Consider the following 20,936-nt stretch of genomic DNA (forward strand, 5'->3'; position numbering starts at 1 on the left):
ATGTGTTCATTAATTTAATTTTTTATTAAAAAAATATTAAATATGATTTTTTTCTGTTTTTTTCTGTTTTTTTCTGTTTTATTCTATTTATCTAAAACTAATTCGATAAAAGATGAGAATATTCTCTATATAGAAATGGTCGGTTTATCTGTCTATATTCCCTTTCCGGTGAATGCTATAATCTTGCCATCAACCAGGGAGAGAGATATGAATCACAAGGGTTTACATCGGTTAATGTCGAAAATAAAAGGGCGTCAAATGGCACTCTTGGTCAGTGCCGTGCTGTTATTGGCGGGCTGTGATGATGAGAGTAAAAATAAGGATGTTGCCGCTCCATCTACCCCGGTCACGACACAGACCAGTGAACCGGCAGCCAAAGTTGCGGTGAGCAAAATAGACGATGTAAATAAGTTGGCGGAGCTGACAAAACAGCATGCGGGTCAGCCACTAACCTTACTGGATGCCTCTGAGTTACAACTCGATGGTGCCAGTGCCATGGTGCTGACTTTCTCGCAGCCATTGGATCCCAAGCAAGATTTCTCCTCTCTGGTGCATTTGGTTGATACTGTTAGCGGCAAAATCGACGGGGCTTGGGAGCTGTCCGACAATCTGATGGAGCTGCGGTTACGCCATCTTAAACCTGAACGTAAATTGCTACTGACCGTCGACAGCACCTTGAAAGGGATCGGCGGTACTGAGCTGGGTAAACAACAACAGCAGCAAATAACCACCCGCGATATCAAACCGAGTGTCGGGTTTGCCAGTAAAGGTTCTTTATTGCCGGGTAAATTGGCACAGGGCTTGCCGGTGATGGCGCTTAATGTTGATAGCATTGATGTTAACTTTTTCCGCATTAAGCAAAGCAGCCTGGCTAATTTCCTGGCGAACTGGCAGTACCGCAGCGCGCTGTCGAATTGGGAATCGGACGAATTGTTGAAAATGGCCGATCTAGTCTATACCGGCCGATTTGACCTCAATCCTACCGCCAATACCCGCGAAAAACTGATGCTTCCATTAGCCGAAATCAAGCCGCTGCAAGAATCCGGTGTTTATTTGGCGGTGATGCAACAAGCCGGGCGTTACAGCTACACCAATGCGGCCACCTTATTTACGCTTAGTGATATGGGTGTTTCGCTGCACAGCTACCATGACCGGATGGATGTCTTTACCCAAGCATTAGCTGGCGGGGCGGCCTTGAAAGGGGTGCAGCTGCAATTGCTGGATGAAAAAGGCCAAGTGCTGGCACAGGTTGAAACTGACGGTCAGGGCCATGCGCAGTTGGAAAAGAATGCTAAGGCGAAATTGCTGCTGGCTTCGCAAAACGGCCAAACCAGCTTGATTGATTTCAATACACCGGCGCTGGATCTGGCCGAGTTTGATATCGCCGGGCCGGAAGGTTTCCAAAAGCAATTTTTTGTTTTTGGCCCGCGAGACCTTTATCGCCCCGGAGAAACGTTAATTGTCAATGGGTTACTGCGTGACGCTGATGGTAAACCCCTGACCACCCAGCCGGTTAAAGTGGATATTCTCAAGCCCGATAACCAAGTGGTGCGCAGCTTTGTTTGGCAGCCGCAAGCCGGTTTGTATCAATATCAATACGCCATTCCGGAAGGCGGCCCCACCGGTGAATGGTCACTGCGCATGAATCTGGGCGATAACCAGCCGCGCCTGTATAAATTTAAAGTCGAAGATTTTCTGCCAGAACGCATGGCATTAGAGATTGCCACGAGTCAAGAACCCATTGCCACCGACAGCGAAGCGAGCTTTGCCATCACTGGCCGCTATCTTTATGGCGCTCCAGCATCCGGTAACCGGTTGCAAGGGCAGTTATTCCTGCGCCCATTGCGGGAAGCGGTGGCATCATTACCCGGTTTTGAATTCGGTTCAGTTATTGAAGAAAATCTCTCGCGCACCTTGGATGAGTTTGATACCACACTCGACAGTGATGGCCAAGCTGACATCGAAGTCGATAACAGTTGGCAGAATGCGCAATCGCCGCTGAAACTGATTTTACAGGCTAGTTTGCTGGAATCCGGCGGGCGGCCGGTCACACGGCGCGCTGAGCAAGCATTGTGGCCAGCTGATGCGCTGGTGGGGATTCGCCCCTTGTTTAACCAGCAGCAAGTTTATGATTACCGCAGTGACAGCTATAAATCGCAGGCCATGGTTGATCAAGACACCAGCGCTGATTTCGACATTGTTTATGCTAATGCTGACGGTGAAAAACTGGCGGTGAATGGTTTGAAAGTCAAACTGGTGCGTGAGCGCCGCGACTACTATTGGCAGTGGTCAGAAAGTGATGGCTGGCAGTCACTGTATGATAAAAAAGATCTGACACTGGCCGAGCAGTCAGTGAATATTCCCGCCGACGGCAGCGCCAAGGTCAGCTTCCCGGTGGAGTGGGGCGCATATCGTATTGAGGTGAGTCATCCAGATAATGAATTAGTCACTAGCTCCCGTTTCTGGGCGGGGTATAGCTGGCAGGATAATACCGGCGGCAGTGGCGCGGTTCGGCCCGATCAAGTCAAACTGACACTGGATAAACCGGCTTATCGCCCGGGCGAAAAAGTAAAATTACACATTGAAGCCCCGGCTGCCGGTAATGGCTATTTGCTGGTGGAGTCCAGTGACGGCCCATTGTGGTGGCAGGAGGTGACCATTCCGGCTGGCGGCGCTGAGGTTGAAGTGCCGATTAACAAACAGTGGAACCGCCATGATTTGTATCTTAGCGCGACAGTAATTCGCCCTGGTGATAAGTCACAGCAGGCGACCCCCAAACGCGCCATTGGTTTGCTGCATCTGCCGCTGGTGGATGAAACCCGCAAACTGGCGCTCGAGCTGGAATCACCGGAGCGAATTCGCCCGAATCAGACCTTGACGGTCAAGGTGAAAGCTAGCCGCACCGGTGCGCCGTTACCCGAAAAAGTGCAAGTATTGTTGTCGGCGGTTGACAGCGGGATTCTCAATATCACGGATTACGCCACGCCAGATCCCTATGACGCTTTCTTTGGTCGCAAACGCTACAGTGCTGATCAATATGATGTTTATGGGCAATTAATTGAAGGGCAGGGGCGGTTGGCGAGTCTGCGTTTTGGTGGGGATGGGGATGACGAAGATGCGCTTTCCCGTGGTGGTAAAAAGCCCATTACGGAAGTCACTATTGTGGCGCAACAAGCCCAGCCGGTGACATTAAACGCACAGGGTGAGGGCACCATTGAACTGGCTATCCCTGACTTTAACGGTGAGCTGCGCTTGATGGCACAAGCCTGGAGCGAAGAAGATTTCGGTAAAACGGAAGCTAAAGTGGTGGTCGCGGCCCCATTGATCGCCCAACTCGCCACCCCGCGTTTCCTGGCCGGAGGGGATAGTACCCAACTGGCCTTGGATTTGAGCAATTTATCCGGCCAACCTCAAACTTTGTCACTTCAATGGGCCGCCAGCGATTTACTGGCACTCAATGGCGCACAAAACCAAGCTATCTCGCTGGCCAATGGCGAGCGCAAGACGGTGCTGATCCCGGTGCGGGCCTTGAATGGCTTTGGGCAGGGTGATATCGGCCTGACCATCACGGGGATGGTTTTACCGAATGAAAAGCTGCCGGATTACCAGCATCATTGGAAAATTGGAGTGCGGCCCGCGTATCCGGCTCAGACTCGCCATTTCGCCAATGTGTTGCACAGTGGTGATAGCTGGAGTTTACCCGCAGAGGCTACCGCAGGGCTGGCCGCTGAAACTCTACAAGGGAAATTGCTGATAACCAGCCGGCCGCCACTGAATTTAGCGCGTTATATCAGTGAGTTATATGCCTATCCTTATGGCTGTCTGGAACAAACCGTCAGCGGGTTATATCCCTCTTTGTACAGCAATCATGCTCAATTGACGGCGCTGGGTATCAAGGCCGACAGTGATGAAAAACGGCGCAAAAGCATTGATGTCGGTATCGAGCATTTGCTCAGTATGCAGCGCTATAACGGCGGTTTCGGCTTATGGAGCAATAATAGCCCAGAAGAATTTTGGCTGACGGCTTATGCCACTGATTTCCTCTATCGCGCCAGCCAGCAAGGGTACAGTGTGCCAGTAGCGGCGCTCACTGCGGCGAATAATCGTTTGCAGCGCTATTTACAAGACCCGAGCCAAATTGAAATTCGCTACAGCGAACAAACTAAACATACCCGTTTTGCGGTGCAGGCCTACGCGGGCTTGGTGTTGGCACAGCAGCAGCAAGCTTCATTGGGCGCTTTGCGCCAATTGTATAGCCGCAGCAATGATGCGCACTCCGGTTTGCCGTTGGTGCAACTGGGCGTGGCGCTGAAATTGATGGGGGATATGCCACGAGCTAAAGAGGCCATTACCCAAGGGCTGAACACCAGCCGCAGTGATAAAGATTATTGGCTGGAAGATTACGGCAGTTCGCTGCGCGATGATGCGCTGATTTTAGCCCTGTTAACTGATAACAATTTACTGCCGGAAGCGCGTGATACCCGGCTGTTGGCACTGTCTGATGCGCTGACCAGCCGCAACTATCTGTCCACGCAGGAGAGCAATGCGGTATTCCTTGCGGGCCGCACATTGATGAGTGGGGCAGAAACGCCGTGGCAGGTGGCGATAGCTCCACAGGTTGAGCCGATCGAACAGGTAGCAACATTGACGCAAAGCACGGCATTGAACCAAAACTGGTCGGCGCAACAGCTGGCGAGCGGAATGCAATTACAAAACCGTGGCGATGTTGCTTTGTATAGCCGTGTGGATATCGTGGGATACCCGCAGCAAACGCCTGCGCCATTTAGCAATAATTTACATATCACCCGCAGTTATATGGGGCTTGATGGCCAGCCGCTGCGCTTATCACAGTTGAAAAGTGGCGAGTTAGTTTTGGTGCATTTAGATGTCTGGGCCGATAAACGGGTGCCAGATGCGCTGGTGGTCGATTTGCTGCCCGCCGGTTTGGAATTGGAAAACCAAAACTTGGGCGACAGCAGTGCCAGTCTGGGGGATAGCGCCAGCAGTGTGACGGAGTTGATGCAAGATATGCAGCAGTCGGATATCAAACATCAGGAATTTCGCGATGACCGCTATGTTGCCGCAGTCAATGTCGATGGATACCGCCACACCACCTTGCTATACCTGGCGCGCGCGGTAACACCGGGAGTCTATCAAGTGCCTGCGCCACAGGTGGAATCTATGTATGTTCCGGACTGGCGAGCACTGGGTAGCACGGTGTCGCAGCTCGAAATAGTGAAGTAAACACTTACTCCCCTTTTGCGGTACCGGTAAAAGGGGAGCGAAATAGTCTTGATGCTAAAAATAGGCTTTTCCCGTCATCGCCGTAAAGTTTGGCTGCTGGCGCTTATCGTTTTACTGTTTCCGGCCCTATTGTGGTTGGCGGATAAACGCTGGCCGCTTCCGCTGACCGAAGTACAGATCGCGCGAGTGGTCACCGCCGAAGATGGCACGCCGTTATGGCGCTTTGCCGATGCTGATGGTGTGTGGCGCTATCCGGTGGCACTGCCACAGGTTTCTCCTTATTATCTGCAAGCGCTGCTGACCTTTGAAGACCGCTGGTTTTATTCTCATCCTGGTGTGAACCCATTGGCGCTGGCCCGCGCCGCCTGGCAGGATTTGCGGGCGGGTAAGATTCTTTCTGGCGGCAGCACCGTATCTATGCAAGTTGCCCGCTTAATCGACCCACATCCCCGCACGTTAGCCGGTAAACTGCGCCAAGTCTGGCGAACGTTTCAGTTGGAATGGCACTTTTCTAAAGACCAAATTCTCGAAATTTACCTTAATCGCGCCCCTTTCGGCGGCACATTGCAAGGGATTGGCGCGGCCAGTTGGACATATCTGGGCAAACCGCCCTCTGAATTAACTCCCGCAGAAGCGGCATTATTGGCCGCGTTGCCGCAAGCACCGAGCCGTTTGCGCCCGGATCGCTATCCGCTGCGGGCTAAAGCTGCACGCGATAAAGTGCTAAGTAGACTGGCGGATTACCAGGTGTGGCCGGCGAAGCAAGTGGCTGATATAAAACAAGAAGATATTTGGCTGGCTCCACGTCAGGTGCCGCAATTAGCGCCATTATTGGCTCGGCGCTTGACGACGGGCAATCAGCGGGAAGTGATTCAAACTACAGTGGATGCCGGGTTACAGCGGCAATTGGAAGATATGGCCGCAGGTTGGCGTCATCAACTTCCCGAGAAAACGTCATTGGGATTGCTGGTGGTGGAGCACAGCGGCATGAAAGTGCGTGCTTACCTCGGCTCGGTCGATTTTCAAGACGACCGCCGCTTCGGCCATGTGGATATGGTCAGCGCCTGGCGCTCGCCGGGGTCAACATTGAAGCCATTTCTCTACGCGATGGCCTTGGATGATGGCCTGATCCATGCAGAATCACTGCTGCAAGATGTGCCGCGCCGTTTTGGTGATTATCGGCCCGGCAATTTTGATACCGGATTCCACGGCCCGGTCAGTGCCAGCGAGGCATTGGTGCGTTCATTAAATCTACCGGCGGTGCAATTACTGGAAGCCTATGGCCCGAAACGTTTTACCGCTAATTTGCGTAATGGCGGTTTGAACTTACGTTTTCCTCTTCACAGTGAACCCAGTTTGGCGGTGATTTTGGGAGGAACAGGGTCACGGCTGGATCAGTTGGTCGCGGCATACAGTGCTTTTGCGCGCGGCGGAATGGCGGCCAGTTTGCGGTTCGAACCCCAACAGCAGGTGCAGGAGCGGCGGTTATTTTCGCCAGGCGCTGCATGGATTACCCGGCGAATCATGGCGGGGGAAGCCCGGCCATTACCGGATGATATTTTACCGGCCACTGTGCCGCTGGCATGGAAAACCGGCACCAGCTATGGTTATCGTGATGCTTGGGCGATAGGTATTAACGCGCGTTATACCATTGGCGTGTGGGTTGGTCGGCCAGATGGTACACCGGTCGCCGGGCAGTTTGGTTATGCCACTGCCATTCCTATTCTTAATCAGGTCAATAACTTACTGATGACGGGATTACAGCAAAATGGCCGCCAGTTGCCTCTTGATCCCCGCCCATCCTCTGTTAGCCGCGAAGAAATTTGCTGGCCGGGTGGGCAACCGCTTGCTGCGGGTGATAGTAACTGCCGACAGCGGCGGCAAAGCTGGGTTCTTGACGGCACTTTGCCCCCAACCCTGGCTGCACCTGGTCAGGAAAATATGCAGGGTAGCCAACTCCGTGTGTGGTTAAATCTTCAAGGCAAACGAGTTGCGGCAGATTGCCCGGGCGCTAACCCAGCCCTGTTAACTCTCTGGCCACTACCGCTTGAACCCTGGCTACCGCTGGCAGAGCGCCGTAGCCAAAGACTCCCCGCAGCCAGCAGTGAATGCCCGCCACAAGGTGATATTGAGGCGGCACCCTTGTTGGTTTTAGGTATCCGTGACGGTGCCGTTGTGAAGCGATTGCCGGGCCGAAATCGTCTCGACCTCCGCTTAGCAGCACAAGGTGGGCGTGGACAAAGATGGTGGTTCCTCAATGGGGAGCAGGTGGCGGTGACTGAGAATAATCAGTCGTGGATACAAACATTAACAACACCGGGCCGTTATCAGCTTAATATATTGGATGAAAGTGGGCAGGTGAGTAATTTGGTATTTAAATTAAATTAGCAATTATGCTTATGATTTTAAATGATAGTCTATTTTTTCTATTTCACTAAAATAATATGCTTGTAATAAAAATCATATTAATGACCTTCTTTATTTTAATGTAATATGTTCGAAGTTATTTTTATATGATTTCCTTTAATTTCAGGTTAATGGTGCGCTTAATTTTGTTAAGAACTTTACTATAATAAAATAATGTAATTTCATTATAATTAATAAAATATTGGAGGATGTATGATAAGAAATAAAATTCCATTCATATTGTTTTCGTTAGTTTCAATGTTAAGTTTTGATGTGTTTTCTAATGACCCTAAAGTTTGTTTTTTCGTTGATGAAAATTATAAGGGGGAATCTCTTTGTACTACAGAGGGTAATGCTATTAATGATATACCTCTTAAGTGGAATGATCGGATATCGTCAATTTCTGTTCCTCGTGGGTTAGTGGTTTCTATTTTTAAAGATATCAACTTTTCTGGCAGAACATTAACATTGAAAGATAGTGTGGATTCATTGTCATCCCTGCGCTGGGCAGATTTAAATGACAACATTAGTTCTTTTAAGGTCAGAAGCGCCGCGTGTTTTTATGAACTTGATGCGTTTGCTGGTGACTCGTTTTGTTTGTCCGGTAATGAGAGTTTAGACCTTTATCATGACAGTGATCCTGCGGATCGTAAATATCATATCGTCAATACATTTAATGATAGAATTAGTTCTATAAAGCTACCGCCAGATACTCAAGTGACTCTTTATGAAGATGATAATTACAGCGGGAAATATTATGTAATAATGAATGATTTTTCTGCTGGCGATTTAGAAGCAATTGGTATGAATAAAAATATAACCAGCATGAAGGTTTCTCAACAGGAGTATTTTACTTGTGATCAATATTGTATTGTGAAAAAATCTATTTATATTCCTATAGGGTATGAATTTGGAAAATATTGGATAGATGACAGAATTAAATATAAAGATGTATTAATTAGTTTCAATATTAGTGGGGAAGATAATTATGCCATTAAACTTTTTGATGGCGGCATTATCAAGGTTATGGGGTTGGTGATATTGTTGCTGCATAAGAATCACCAAGAAAATAGTTATATATTTGAATTAGATGAACTTAGTGATACATTATCATTTCTATTTAGGTTTAATGGTGGTTATTCTGAAGTTCAGTTTATTGAGTCTGTGGGGAGTCAAGCAGTATATATATCACCTTTGGTTGGTTCTTTATTTGATGTTGAATTTGCTAATATAAGATTATTTGTTGAGAATTATAATAACAAATATTATGATCATAAAAGTAAGCCTCTGATTATTAATAAAGTCGTCCTGGCAGCAGAGAAGATGTCATCTCGACAGGTACGAAGCTTTATTGGAAATGCTGCCTGTTGGTTTATACCCATCATTAGTATTTATAACTATGTTATCCAAGGTAACTGCAATCAAGCCGACAGGTTTATAAATAATACTGTTGCTTTCTTTGCTAATAACGACAATAAAATATTACAAATATCTGGTTCTGCAAAGCCGTTGCCGAAAAAAAACACTAATAACACTATGGAGTTTGAAACGAGTATTACAGATATTTCTTCTGACATTGAGGCAACATTAACACATATAAATGTTGATATGTGGAGCAAAGCATTAACCATACCGGCGACTGCATTAGCCTGCAAGGTGCCGATGAAAGAACAATTATTGCCTAATTTACGTATTCGGCGTGATCTAACCCCGAATTGTGTTGATTGGACATTAAGTATTTTGACTGATTTCACTTTGCTATTTGGTGACAGTGTAGATCATTGGAATGCTGAAAATTTTGGTCGTGTCATTGAACACATTATTAAAGAGGGAAATATCGATGATACGCAGACGAATGGCCTGGTGGAAACGCGGTTGATTGAAAGTGTTCAGGCACATCTGGCTGAAAATGCGGCGGGTTTTTTACACATCAAAACGGCATTTGATTTCTCACAGCTTAGTTATGCCAATTATTTGCGCCAGCATGACGCTGATAATAGCGCCCACTCACCGGCGGTAGCACAGGAGTTATCCTTGGGTCGTTATGAATTAGCGCTGCCAAATTTTCAATTTACCGTGACCCCGCCCCGTATACGTCGAGGGGGGAATTGGGTAGAAGATTCCGAATTAAATTTTGATATAGAGGTGATTAGTGGGACTACGGACAACACACTGGCAGCCAGGCTAAATATTATACCAGTGATTAACCAATGGCGAAAAGTGTATCACCAAGCTAAACAACCCTCTCTGACGGTGCCTGCATCAGGTGAAAATATGGATGATCCGGTTAGCAAGGATGATAAGGTTTTGACTGATACTGGTGCTAGCAGTAGTGCCGGTAGGAGGGGGATTAATGATGCGGTCACGACTGGTGATGGAGTGATTGAGGCAGCGCGTATTGTTAGTGATGTTGCGCAAAGTTGGTTGCGAACCAGCAGTGATGACTATATTTATGTGGTAGTCCGCCTTTCCGGGCAGATAATTAGCATCACAATGGCTATTGATATCAATGAGTTTGATGTTGGTATTTCAGGTTCACTGACTCACCCTGATTATGTATTACACCCAGAGGCAGAAGGCACAATAAGAGGGGCAGGAACTGCAGCGATCCGGGCTTTGGCTGAGCACTTGAGTAAAAAAGGCAAACGAGCGCTAGTATCCGACGTTATCAGTAAGCCTTCGGCCATTGTCAAAAAGAAAGTGGGATTTAAGTTTATTGATGAGCTCTGACCCCAAATTCACCTGTGCTGCCAGGGAGTTGCCTTTTAATAGGGGGCAGTGATAAAACAGGTTTGTATCTAAAATGTGAGTTGTGCATAAAAATGAGCAATTAAGATAAAATTTTTTTAATGAAATGTTGTAATTCCCGTAGGCAAGTGTAAGGCGCGCACATATAATCGGCGGCCACTGTACAAAGGACGGCATAATTTTGTCGTAAAGGAACTGTCCACCAGCCAAGTTTAAGTGTTTATTTATGATACTTATCGGGGCGTGTTCCGAGTCCGGTTAATATTAAAAATCCAATAGAGGTTATCATGGCTTTAGAACGTACTTTCTCCATTATCAAACCCAATGCTGTTGCCAATAATGACATCGGTGCCATCTATGCGCGTTTTGAAAGTGCTGGTTTCAAAATCATTGCTGCAAAAATGCTGCACCTGACCAAAGAACAAGCGGAAGGTTTTTACGCTGAACATAAAGGCCGCCCATTCTTCGATGGCTTGGTTGAGTTTATGACCTCTGGCCCAATCATGGTTCAGGTTTTGGAAGGTGAAAATGCCGTTCAGCGCCACCGTGATATTATGGGCGCAACTAACCCGGATAACGCGCTGGCGGGTACTCTGCGTGCTGATTTTGCTGATAGTTTCACTGCTAATGCCGTACACGGTTCTGATGCGGTTGAATCAGCTCAGCGGGAAATTGCTTATTTCTTTGCTGCGAATGAAATTTTTCCTCGCAGCTAATTAATTGATTAGATGTAGAAATGGCCACTATTTAATCAACTGAAACAATAAAGTTGCTTGTGCGCCTTTCCAATCATGGAATCCCTGCTTTAAAATTCGTACAATGCCGCGCCCCGGTGGAGACAACTCCGCTGGGGCGTTCTATTATTTATTCATCTATTTATTCATCGCCGTTTCGAAAGCCGTACCCGGTTTAAAGCGCAGCGCCGTAAAGTGTAATAACGAGGCCACGACAACTCATGTCTGAACAATTATTAACTGCATCAACGCCAATTGATGCTGCCCCTCAGCCTGACAACGCGGTTGCCACCGCAGCATCAGCCACCAGCAAAATCAATCTGCTGGATTTAAATCGTCAGCAAATGCGCGAGTTTTTTGCCGAGATGGGCGAGAAGCCTTTCCGTGCCGACCAGGTCATGAAGTGGATGTATCACTATTGCTACGACGATTTCGAGCAAATGACCGACATTAATAAAGTGCTGCGCGCCAAGTTACAGCGCGTGGCCGAAATCCGCGCACCTGAAGTGGCGGAAGAACAGCGCTCAACCGACGGCACCATTAAATGGGCCATCAAAGTTGGCGATCAGCAAGTCGAGACGGTGTACATCCCTGAAGGGGACCGCGCGACCTTGTGCGTGTCATCACAGGTGGGTTGTGCTTTAGAATGTAAATTCTGCTCAACGGCACAGCAAGGTTTTAACCGTAACTTGCGGGTGTCTGAAATCATCGGCCAGGTATGGCGTGCGGCCAAGATTATTGGTGCAGTAAAGGCAACCGGTAACCGCCCTATTACTAACGTGGTGATGATGGGGATGGGCGAACCCTTATTGAACCTGAATAACGTGGTACCGGCCATGGATATCATGATGGACGATTTTGGTTTCGGTTTATCCAAACGTCGAGTGACATTATCCACTTCCGGTGTGGTTCCGGCGCTGGATAAATTGGGTGATATGATTGATGTGGCTTTGGCCATCTCGCTGCATGCCCCTACAGACGATATCCGCGATGAAATTGTGCCTATCAACCGTAAATACAATATTGAAACTTTTCTGGCCGCCGTTCGCCGCTATTTAGCGAAATCGAATGCCAATGGTGGGCGGGTTACGGTTGAATACGTTATGCTGGATCACATCAATGACAGCACCGAGCAAGCTCATCAGCTAGCTGAATGTTTGAAAGATACGCCGTGTAAGATTAACTTGATCCCATGGAACCCGTTCCCAGGGGCACCTTATGGCCGTAGCTCGAACAGCCGGGTGGATCGTTTCTCTAAGGTATTGATGGAATACGGGTTTACGACAATAGTTCGTAAGACGCGTGGTGATGATATCGATGCGGCATGTGGTCAATTGGCCGGTGAAGTCATTGACCGTACCAAGCGCACTTTGAAAAAGAAAATGGCGGGTGAACCTATCGCCATTAAAACAGTCTGATTCATAATGCTAATTGTTTGTGTATAACTATTTGTTATTCAACTTATAATTCGTTGAGTGCTCTATACCCAAAGAGTTTAAAATTGCAGTGGTCAGGTAGACGTGAACTCCATGGATGGGCCGCATCATGAGAGCCGCTAACACATCAGCAATTTGAAAGATGACGGGTATCTTCACATATAAGGATAATTGAGAAAGCATGAAGCTGATAAAACTGTGGAGAGTTTGCCTGATAGCGGGCACATTGGTGGCAGGCTGTTCTGGTTCATCGCCGGAAAAAGTGAGCCAACCCGCCGCAGGGCAGACTCGTTTGCAACTGGGTTTAGAGTATCTGGCGCAAGGTGATCTTAATGCTGCGCGGCAGAACCTTGAGAAGGCTGTAGCGGCAGATCCACAGGATTATCGTGCTCAATTAGGTATGGCTTTTTATGAGCAACGCATCGGTGAAAACAGCGCCGCAGAGCAGCGTTATCAACAAGCAATGAAACTGGCACCGGGAAATGGCACTGTACTGAATAATTACGGTGCGTTTCTGTGTAGTTTAGGGCAGTATGTACCGGCCCAACAACAGTTTAGCGCAGCGGTGCTGTCGCCTGATTACGGTCAGGTTGCAGATAGTCTGGAAAACGCGGGATATTGCTTTTTACGGGCGAATCAAAATGACCAGGCTCGGGTATTGTTGAGCCGGGCATTGAAGTATGATCCGGATAAAGGTGAGCCGTTGCTCACAGAAGCTGAAAGGCATTTTGGAGAAGGGAATCGCGCTCAGGCGCAATTATTACTGGATGTTTATCAACATATCCTTCCAGCCAGTGCTGAAAGTTTATGGTTACAAATTCGTTTCGCCGCGCTAGCAGGCCGTCAAGATAGTGTTCAACGCTATGGCAAGCAGCTTGCGCGAAGTTTTCCACAATCCAAACAGTACCAGCATTTTCTAGCTAATGAATACTGAAGCCTCCCAAGATCAAACTGTTCCAGAGACGACAGGTGTGCGCCTGCGTCAAGCCCGTGAAGCACTAGGGCTAACTCAGCAGATGGTTGCAGAACGTCTGTGTCTGAAAGTATCCACAATCCGTGATATTGAGGAGGATAAAGCACAAGCTAATCTCGCCTCGACATTCCACCGTGGTTACATTCGTTCTTACGCTAAACTGGTTCACCTTCCTGAAGATGAACTATTACCAATGTTGGAAAAACAAGCACCGATCAGAGCGGAAAAAGTGGCTCCGATGCAAAGTTTCTCATTGGGTAAAAAGCATAAAAAACGTGATAGCTGGTTGATGAGTTTCACCTGGCTTATTGTGTTGGTTGTGCTCGGCCTAACGGGAGCATGGTGGTGGCAAAATCATCAGGCGCAGCAAGCAGAAATAGTCAGTATGGCTGATCAATCCTCTGCTCAGTTGTCGCAAAATGACGGTCAATCTGTGTCGCTCACTGATGATAATAGCGAACCTGCGACCTCAGCAGAGACTCAAGCTCCGGTCGCAAATAGCCAACCATCTACTCCAATAGAAAACGGTACTGCACCAGCGACGAACAGTGCAGCACCGGCAGATACGGTGAATAACCGTGTTGCCACAATTGATCCCCAAGGAACGGCCTCAGCGGAGCCTGCGGTCGTTTCACCCAGCCAGGCACCTATGCCTGATGTCCCTACCGCGCAATCACCATTACCTACAGCAGATGCTGGGGTAACGAGTGCTGCCTCATCTGTCGGCTCATTGGTCATGAATTTCACCGCTGACTGCTGGCTACAGGTAGTTGATGCGAGCGGAAAGACATTATTTAGCGGTATCCAAAAAGGAGGCGCGACCCTCAATCTATCAGGAAAATCGCCCTATAAACTGACCATTGGTGCACCGAGTGCATTGACGATTATGTATCAGGGTAATCCAGTAGATTTGAGCAAGTACATTAAGGCTAATCGCGTAGCCCGCCTGACTGTCGGTGTAGAGTAATATTGTGTTTTTGACAAACAACTTTGTGGTTCTAACAAACTGCCATTGTCTTGAGAGAGAACGTCTTGAGAAAGATCGTGGTTTTGGAAGACCACTTAGTTGCGAAAACTACACGACTGTAAAGGAGAGTGTGTAATGCATAATGAATCCCCCATTATCCGCCGTAAATCGACTCGGATTTACGTCGGTAAAGTACCCATTGGTGATGGTGCACCGATTGCTGTGCAATCAATGACCAATACCAAGACTACTGATGTTGATGCAACTGTTGCTCAAATAAAGGCATTAGAGCGTGTTGGCGTAGATATCGTGCGAGTCTCAGTACCGACGATGGATGCGGCTGAGGCGTTTAAGTTAATCAAACAGCAGTCAAATGTGCCGCTGGTTGCTGATATCCATTTCGATTACCGTATTGCGCTGAAAGTCGCTGAATACGGTGTTGATTGTTTGCGAATTAACCCCGGTAACATTGGTAACGAATCCCGTATTCGGGAAGTGGTTGCTAGTGCCCGTGACCACAATATTCCTATCCGTATTGGTATCAATGGCGGATCGCTGGAAAAAGATATTCAGGAAAAATATGGTGAACCTACGCCAGAAGCCCTGCTTGAATCAGCGATGCGGCATGTTGATATTCTTGATCGCCTCAATTTTGATCAGTTTAAAGTCAGCGTAAAAGCCTCCGATGTTTTCCTGGCGGTAAATTCCTACCGTTTGTTGGCCAAGCAAATTAATAATCCTTTGCATTTAGGGATAACTGAAGCGGGTGGTGCGCGCAGTGGCTCGGTAAAATCGGCTATTGGGTTGGGCTTGTTGCTGTCAGAAGGCATTGGCGACACTTTGCGTATCTCGTTGGCTGCCGATCCGGTCGAAGAAGTCAAAGTTGGCTTTGATATCCTGAAATCACTGCGGATCCGTTCTCGTGGGATTAACTTTATCGCCTGCCCAACCTGTTCCCGCCAAGAGTTTGATGTTATCGGTACGGTAAATGCGCTGGAGCAGCGGTTAGAAGATCTGATTACCCCAATGGATGTTTCTATTATTGGTTGCGTGGTCAATGGGCCGGGCGAAGCATTGGTGTCGACTATCGGTGTGACGGGTGCACATAATAAGAGTGGTTTCTACGAAGATGGTGTTCGTCAGAAAGAACGTTTTGATAACGAAAAGATGATCGACCAGTTAGAAGCGAAAATTCGTGCAAAGGCATCGATGCTTGATGCGAATAACCGTATAGTTATCAATATGCTGGATGATAAATAAGTATCTCGGGCTATTTGTCATCGATGAATACAAAAAAGCGGGCGTGGCCCGCTTTATATTGAGCCTGTAGAGCTATACCCTAAATAATTCGAGTTGCAGGAAGGCGGCAAGCGAGGGAATCTCGATGAGCTTACATCAGTAAGTGATTCGGGTGATTGAACGTAGCCAACGCATATGTAGCTTGAAGTATGACGGGTATAACAAACTGTCGCCATTGAATATGTGGGTGGCAAGCCTCTATAATCGGCTTTATTTTTTGCACTATGCCCAATGTCATTGGCGTTGCTGCCGACACCGCTGCAACATCAAGTAGACCGGACATAAAACTACAGAGAACAGACGTGGCAAAGAACATTCAAGCCATCCGTGGTATGAACGATTACCTGCCAGCCGATACGGCGATATGGCAGCGTATTGAAAGCATTTTAAAACAAGTGCTGGCGGGCTACGGTTATAGCGAAATCCGCATGCCGATTGTAGAGCAGACCCCGTTATTCAAGCGCGCTATCGGTGAAGTTACCGACGTGGTTGAGAAAGAGATGTATACCTTTGACGATCGCAATGGCGAAAGTCTGACACTGCGCCCGGAAGGCACCGCAGGGTGCGTGCGCGCAGGCATTGAACATGGTCTGCTGTACAATCAAGAACAGCGTCTGTGGTATATCGGCCCGATGTTCCGCTATGAGCGTCCACAAAAAGGGCGCTACCGTCAGTTTCATCAGTTGGGCGCAGAGGTCTTTGGTCTACAAGGGCCTGATATTGATGCAGAATTGATTCTACTAACTGCCCGCTGGTGGCGTGCGTTGGGGATTTCAGAGCATGTACAGCTTGAATTGAACTCTATTGGTTCATTGGATGCGCGCGCAGATTACCGCGAAGCATTGGTCACTTTCTTGGAACAACATGTTGACGTGCTGGACGAAGATTGTAAGCGCCGCATGTACAGCAACCCATTACGGGTGTTGGATTCCAAAAATCCGGATGTTCAGCTGTTACTTAATGACGCGCCTAAACTGTCTGATTATCTGGATGAAGAATCCAAACAACATTTTGCGGGCTTGTGTGAACTTTTAGACCAGGCCAGTATCCCATATACCGTCAATGAGCGTTTAGTCCGTGGTTTGGATTATTACAACCGCACGGTATTTGAGTGGGTAACCAACAGTTTGGGCGCACAAGGTACAGTTTGTGCCGGTGGGCGCTATGACGGCTTGGTAGAGCAACTGGGTGGTCGTGCAACACCTGCTGTTGGTTTTGCTATGGGGCTTGAACGTTTAGTCCTGTTGGTACAGGCAGTTAATCCTGACTTCCAAGTGCCAGCGACAATTGATGTGTATCTCATTTCATCGGGTGAGGGGGCACAAAGTGCTGCTATGCAACTTGCTGAGCGCCTGCGTGATGATTTGCCAACGCTAAAGTTGATGACTAACTACGGCGGCGGTAATTTCAAAAAACAAATTACCCGCGCTGATAAATGGGGTGCCCGCGTCGCATTAATACTTGGTGAAAGCGAAGTGGCTGCACAGCAAGTGGTCGTAAAAGATTTGCGAACGGGTGAACAAGAAACGCTGGCGCAAGCGGATGTTGCTGCGCGTCTGGCTTTGATGTTGGTTTAAGGAGAGAGACACCGTGGAAGTCTATACCACTGATAATGACCAGGTTGATGCAGTACGCCGTTTCTTTAGTGAGAATGGTAAAGCGCTAGCCGTGGGTGTGGTGCTCGGGATTGGTGCATTAGTGGGTTGGCGTTACTGGCAGAGTCATCAGAACACTGTCTTGACGGAAGCCTCCTCTGCCTATCAGCAAGCCAGTGATGCTTTATCAGCCAATAGTGCTGATGGTGTTGCTCTTGCTGAAAAATTTGTTCAGGGCAATAAAAATAACTACGGCGTATTGGCCGGGTTAGAACTGGCTCACCATTTTGTTGAGCAAAACGAGTTTGATAAAGCGGCACAGCAACTTACCCAAGCATTGGGCCAGACAAAAGATGAAAATCTGTTGTCGCTGATTAATCTGCGTCTTGCTCGTTTGCAACTGCAATTGAAAAAACCAGATGAAGCATTGAAAACTCTGGATGCAGTGCAAGGTGATGGCTGGACTGCGATGGCGCAAGATGTTCGTGGCGATGCATTATTAAGCAAAGGTGATACCGCAGGTGCACGGGCAGCTTACAGTAAAGGCGTCGAATCAAATGCTTCTCAGGCGCTGCAAGCTTTGCTGCGCATGAAATTGAATAATTTGTCCAGCTAAGGGGTATTCCCATGCAATTGCGTAAAACACTCTTAGTAGGACTGGTATCTGTTGCCCTATTGAGTGGTTGTTCACTGTTCAACAGTGAAGAAGATGTGGTTACCATGTCGCCACTGCCAAAAGTTGAGAATCAATTCACACCGACTAAAGTGTGGAGCACTTCTGTTGGTGGTGGTGTTGGTGATTACTACTCTCATCTGCGCCCAGCCTGGCAGGGGACTTCTGTCTTTGCGGCAGACCGTAAAGGTCTGGTAAAAGCCATGGAAGCCGATACCGGCAAGCAAATTTGGCAAACCGACCTGTCTGAGAAAACCAACTTCCTCTCCAGTAACCGTTCTGCAATGTTATCTGGCGGCGTAACCGCTTCAGGTGCTCATGTGTATGTCGGCAGTGAGAAAGCGGTGGTGTATGCCCTTAATTCTGACGATGGTAAGGTTGCATGGCAGACGGCGGTTGCGGGCGAAGCCTTGTCCCGTCCGGTTGTCAGCGATGGTGTGGTACTGATCCATACTTCCAATGGCATGCTGCAAGCACTGAATGAGTCTGACGGTGCAATTAAGTGGACTCTAAACCTCGATACTCCTGCATTGTCTCTGCGTGGTGAATCAGCCCCAACAGTGGCATTCGGTGCAGCTATTGTCGGTGGTGATAATGGCCGTGTTAGTGCGGTGATGATGGAACAGGGCCAGTTGATTTGGCAGCAACGTATTTCCCAAGTGACCGGGACCACTGAAATTGACCGCCTGAATGATGTCGATACCACCCCAGTCGTTGTTGATGGCGTGGTTTATGCTCTGGCATACAACGGTAATCTGACTGCACTGGATCTGCGCTCTGGCCAGATTTTGTGGAAACGCGAAATGGGTTCAGTCAATGACATCATTGTTGACGGTGGCCGTATTTATCTGGTCGATCAGAATGACCGCATTGTTGCACTGAAGACCGATGGCGGCATAACCCTTTGGAGTCAAAGCGATTTATTACATCGTAACTTGACCGCGCCAGTGATGTATAATGGTTATCTGGTTGTAGGTGATGCCGAAGGTTATCTGCATTGGGTGAATACCGATGATGGTCGTTTTGTTGCTCAGCAGAGTGTAGACAGCTCTGGCTTCCTGAGTGCGCCTGTGGTTGCCAGCGATAAGTTGCTGGTGCAGGCAAGAGGCGGCACGGTATACGCGTTCACCCGTTAATCCTGATTTAGCGCCTGTTTAACAGGCTAATACCTGAGTGCCTTGGCGTTGCAGTAAGTCACACCGCTGTAACTTCAAGGACAAAGGTTTTTAAACGGCTCCTGAGGTTCAGGGGCCGTTTGTATTCTAAAAACTGCGCTGTCGAATATTCGATACAGCGCTGTAACGCTTTGAAAATTAAGTAATGAGGCTCCAAAAATGATACCTGTCATCGCGCTGGTCGGGCGCCCGAATGTGGGTAAATCCACTTTATTTAACCGCTTAACGCACACCCGTGATGCGTTAGTTGCGGACTTTCCCGGGCTAACGCGTGACCGTAAGTATGGTCGTGCCGAGGTCGAGGGTCATGAGTTTATTGTTATCGATACCGGAGGTATTGATGGCACAGAAGATGGCGTAGAAACCAAGATGGCGGGTCAATCGTTATTGGCGATTGAAGAAGCCGATATTGTCCTGTTTATGGTCGATGCGCGCGCCGGGTTGATGCCAGCGGATCAGGGCATTGCCCAGCATTTACGCAGCCGTGAGAAAGCCACCTTCCTGGTTGCCAACAAAACTGATGGTATTGACGCCGATACTGCTGCCGCCGATTTCTATTCATTAGGATTAGGTGAAGTTCATGCTATTGCGGCTTCCCATGGCCGTGGTGTGACTCAGCTGATTGAAGATGTTATGGCGCCTTATATGGACGCCGAAGAGCCAGAAGTTGAGCTGACAGACGAAGAAGCTAATGCGGCCTATTGGGCAGCGCAGGAAGCTGACGAAGATGAAATCCCAGAAGACGAAGAAGATGATTTTGACCCGCGAACTCTGCCAATCAAGCTGGCTATCGTCGGGCGTCCTAACGTAGGGAAGTCCACACTAACTAACCGTATCCTCGGTGAAGACCGTGTGGTGGTTTATGACCTGCCGGGTACCACCCGCGACAGTATTTATATTCCAATGACCCGCGATGAGCGTGAATATATTCTGATTGATACTGCGGGTGTGCGTAAACGCGGTAAAATTACTGAGACAGTTGAAAAATTCTCAGTGATTAAAACCTTACAGGCAATTGAAGATTCCAATGTGGTGCTGTTGGTTATTGATGCCCGTGATGGTATTTCAGATCAAGATTTGTCTCTGTTAGGCTTTATTCTCAATAGTGGGCGCTCACTTGTTATTGCGGTCAACAAATGGGATGGCATGACAGAAGAAGCCCGTGCTCAGGTTAAAGATATGCTAGACCTGCGCCTCGGCTTTGTTGACTTTGCTCGTATTCACTTTATCTCCGCTTTGCATGGCAGTGGCGTCGGCAACCTGTTTGAATCCATTCAGGAAGCCTATGACTGTTCAACTAAGCGAGTAGGTACTTCCTTACTGACTCGTATAATGCAAATGGCAGAGGAAGACCATCAGCCTCCGTTGGTTCGTGGTCGTCGAGTGAAGTTGAAATACGCGCATGCCGGTGGCTATAACCCGCCTATCGTGGTTATCCATGGCAATCAGGTCACTGATTTGTCTGATTCTTACAAACGCTACCTGATGAATTACTTCCGTCGTTCATTGAAAGTTATGGGTACGCCAATCCGCATTCAGTTTAAAGAGGGTGAAAACCCGTTTGCGGGCAAACGCAATACTCTGACGCCAAATCAGATGCGGAAACGTAAGCGTTTGATGTCGCACCTGAAAAAAGGTAAGTAATAGCAGCAAAGCGCGGGCATCCCGCGCTTTTTGCATTTTTAG

12 protein-coding genes are annotated in these 20,936 nt (G+C 48.2%); all 12 read left to right on the plus strand.

The annotated features are described in order from the left end of the window. Positions 1-207 precede the first annotated feature (207 nt). The 12 genes from DXZ79_RS05420 (at position 208) to der (ending at position 20,894) form a co-directional block, all read left to right on the plus strand. On the plus strand, positions 208-5,244 hold the full coding sequence (locus DXZ79_RS05420) for an alpha-2-macroglobulin family protein (RefSeq protein ID WP_038635459.1): 5,037 nt from the start codon (positions 208-210) through the stop codon (positions 5,242-5,244). A 51-nt stretch (positions 5,245-5,295) separates the two neighbouring features. Then, positions 5,296-7,632: a peptidoglycan glycosyltransferase PbpC gene (gene pbpC, locus DXZ79_RS05425; protein WP_038635457.1), complete on the plus strand. Its 2,337-nt coding sequence runs from the start codon at positions 5,296-5,298 to the stop codon at positions 7,630-7,632. Positions 7,633-7,863: 231 nt separating this feature from the next. Continuing rightward, positions 7,864-10,380, plus strand: coding sequence for a peptidase inhibitor family I36 protein (locus DXZ79_RS05430; RefSeq protein WP_050291486.1), 2,517 nt, complete (start codon positions 7,864-7,866; stop codon positions 10,378-10,380). 305 nt (positions 10,381-10,685) lie between these two features. Then, positions 10,686-11,114: a nucleoside-diphosphate kinase gene (ndk, locus tag DXZ79_RS05435; RefSeq protein ID WP_038635451.1), complete on the plus strand. Its 429-nt coding sequence runs from the start codon at positions 10,686-10,688 to the stop codon at positions 11,112-11,114. 239 nt (positions 11,115-11,353) lie between these two features. Continuing rightward, positions 11,354-12,550 (plus strand): dual-specificity RNA methyltransferase RlmN, encoded by a 1,197-nt coding sequence (rlmN, locus tag DXZ79_RS05440; protein WP_038635448.1) that lies wholly within the window; start codon positions 11,354-11,356, stop codon positions 12,548-12,550. A gap of 199 nt (positions 12,551-12,749) precedes the next feature. After that, on the plus strand, positions 12,750-13,502 hold the full coding sequence (pilW, locus tag DXZ79_RS05445; RefSeq protein WP_038635446.1) for a type IV pilus biogenesis/stability protein PilW: 753 nt from the start codon (positions 12,750-12,752) through the stop codon (positions 13,500-13,502). Continuing rightward, positions 13,492-14,508, plus strand: coding sequence for a cytoskeleton protein RodZ (rodZ, locus tag DXZ79_RS05450; protein ID WP_038635443.1), 1,017 nt, complete (start codon positions 13,492-13,494; stop codon positions 14,506-14,508). Before pilW ends, rodZ begins: the two co-directional genes overlap by 11 nt. A 135-nt stretch (positions 14,509-14,643) precedes the next feature. Further along, the gene (gene ispG, locus DXZ79_RS05455; protein WP_038635441.1) at positions 14,644-15,768 is read left to right on the plus strand and encodes a flavodoxin-dependent (E)-4-hydroxy-3-methylbut-2-enyl-diphosphate synthase; all 1,125 of its coding nucleotides are present in this window, start codon (positions 14,644-14,646) and stop codon (positions 15,766-15,768) included. 341 nt (positions 15,769-16,109) lie between these two features. Further along, a complete protein-coding gene (gene hisS / locus DXZ79_RS05460) occupies positions 16,110-17,384 on the plus strand; it encodes a histidine--tRNA ligase (RefSeq protein ID WP_038635437.1) in 1,275 nt (424 codons plus the stop codon). Positions 17,385-17,397: 13 nt separating this feature from the next. Beyond that, the gene (locus tag DXZ79_RS05465) at positions 17,398-18,018 is read left to right on the plus strand and encodes a YfgM family protein (RefSeq protein ID WP_038635435.1); all 621 of its coding nucleotides are present in this window, start codon (positions 17,398-17,400) and stop codon (positions 18,016-18,018) included. An 11-nt stretch (positions 18,019-18,029) separates the two neighbouring features. Beyond that, entirely contained in the window at positions 18,030-19,211 is a 1,182-nt protein-coding gene (bamB, locus tag DXZ79_RS05470) for an outer membrane protein assembly factor BamB (protein WP_038635430.1), read from the plus strand. A 198-nt stretch (positions 19,212-19,409) separates the two neighbouring features. Further along, complete coding sequence (gene der / locus DXZ79_RS05475; protein WP_004391234.1) at positions 19,410-20,894, plus strand: ribosome biogenesis GTPase Der; 1,485 nt, start codon at positions 19,410-19,412, stop codon at positions 20,892-20,894. Positions 20,895-20,936 lie beyond the last annotated feature (42 nt).

The sequence above is a fragment of the Yersinia rochesterensis genome, from assembly GCF_003600645.1.
Taxonomy (GTDB): domain Bacteria; phylum Pseudomonadota; class Gammaproteobacteria; order Enterobacterales; family Enterobacteriaceae; genus Yersinia; species Yersinia rochesterensis.

Coding starts and splice junctions, on each gene's coding strand:
- rlmN (WP_038635448.1), top strand. CDS start 11,354: ATGTCTGAACAATTATTAACTGCATCAACGCCAATTGATGCTGCCCCT.
- der (WP_004391234.1), top strand. CDS start 19,410: ATGATACCTGTCATCGCGCTGGTCGGGCGCCCGAATGTGGGTAAATCC.
- DXZ79_RS05430 (WP_050291486.1), top strand. CDS start 7,864: ATGATAAGAAATAAAATTCCATTCATATTGTTTTCGTTAGTTTCAATG.
- rodZ (WP_038635443.1), top strand. CDS start 13,492: ATGAATACTGAAGCCTCCCAAGATCAAACTGTTCCAGAGACGACAGGT.
- pbpC (WP_038635457.1), top strand. CDS start 5,296: ATGCTAAAAATAGGCTTTTCCCGTCATCGCCGTAAAGTTTGGCTGCTG.
- pilW (WP_038635446.1), top strand. CDS start 12,750: ATGAAGCTGATAAAACTGTGGAGAGTTTGCCTGATAGCGGGCACATTG.
- DXZ79_RS05420 (WP_038635459.1), top strand. CDS start 208: ATGAATCACAAGGGTTTACATCGGTTAATGTCGAAAATAAAAGGGCGT.
- ispG (WP_038635441.1), top strand. CDS start 14,644: ATGCATAATGAATCCCCCATTATCCGCCGTAAATCGACTCGGATTTAC.
- bamB (WP_038635430.1), top strand. CDS start 18,030: ATGCAATTGCGTAAAACACTCTTAGTAGGACTGGTATCTGTTGCCCTA.
- ndk (WP_038635451.1), top strand. CDS start 10,686: ATGGCTTTAGAACGTACTTTCTCCATTATCAAACCCAATGCTGTTGCC.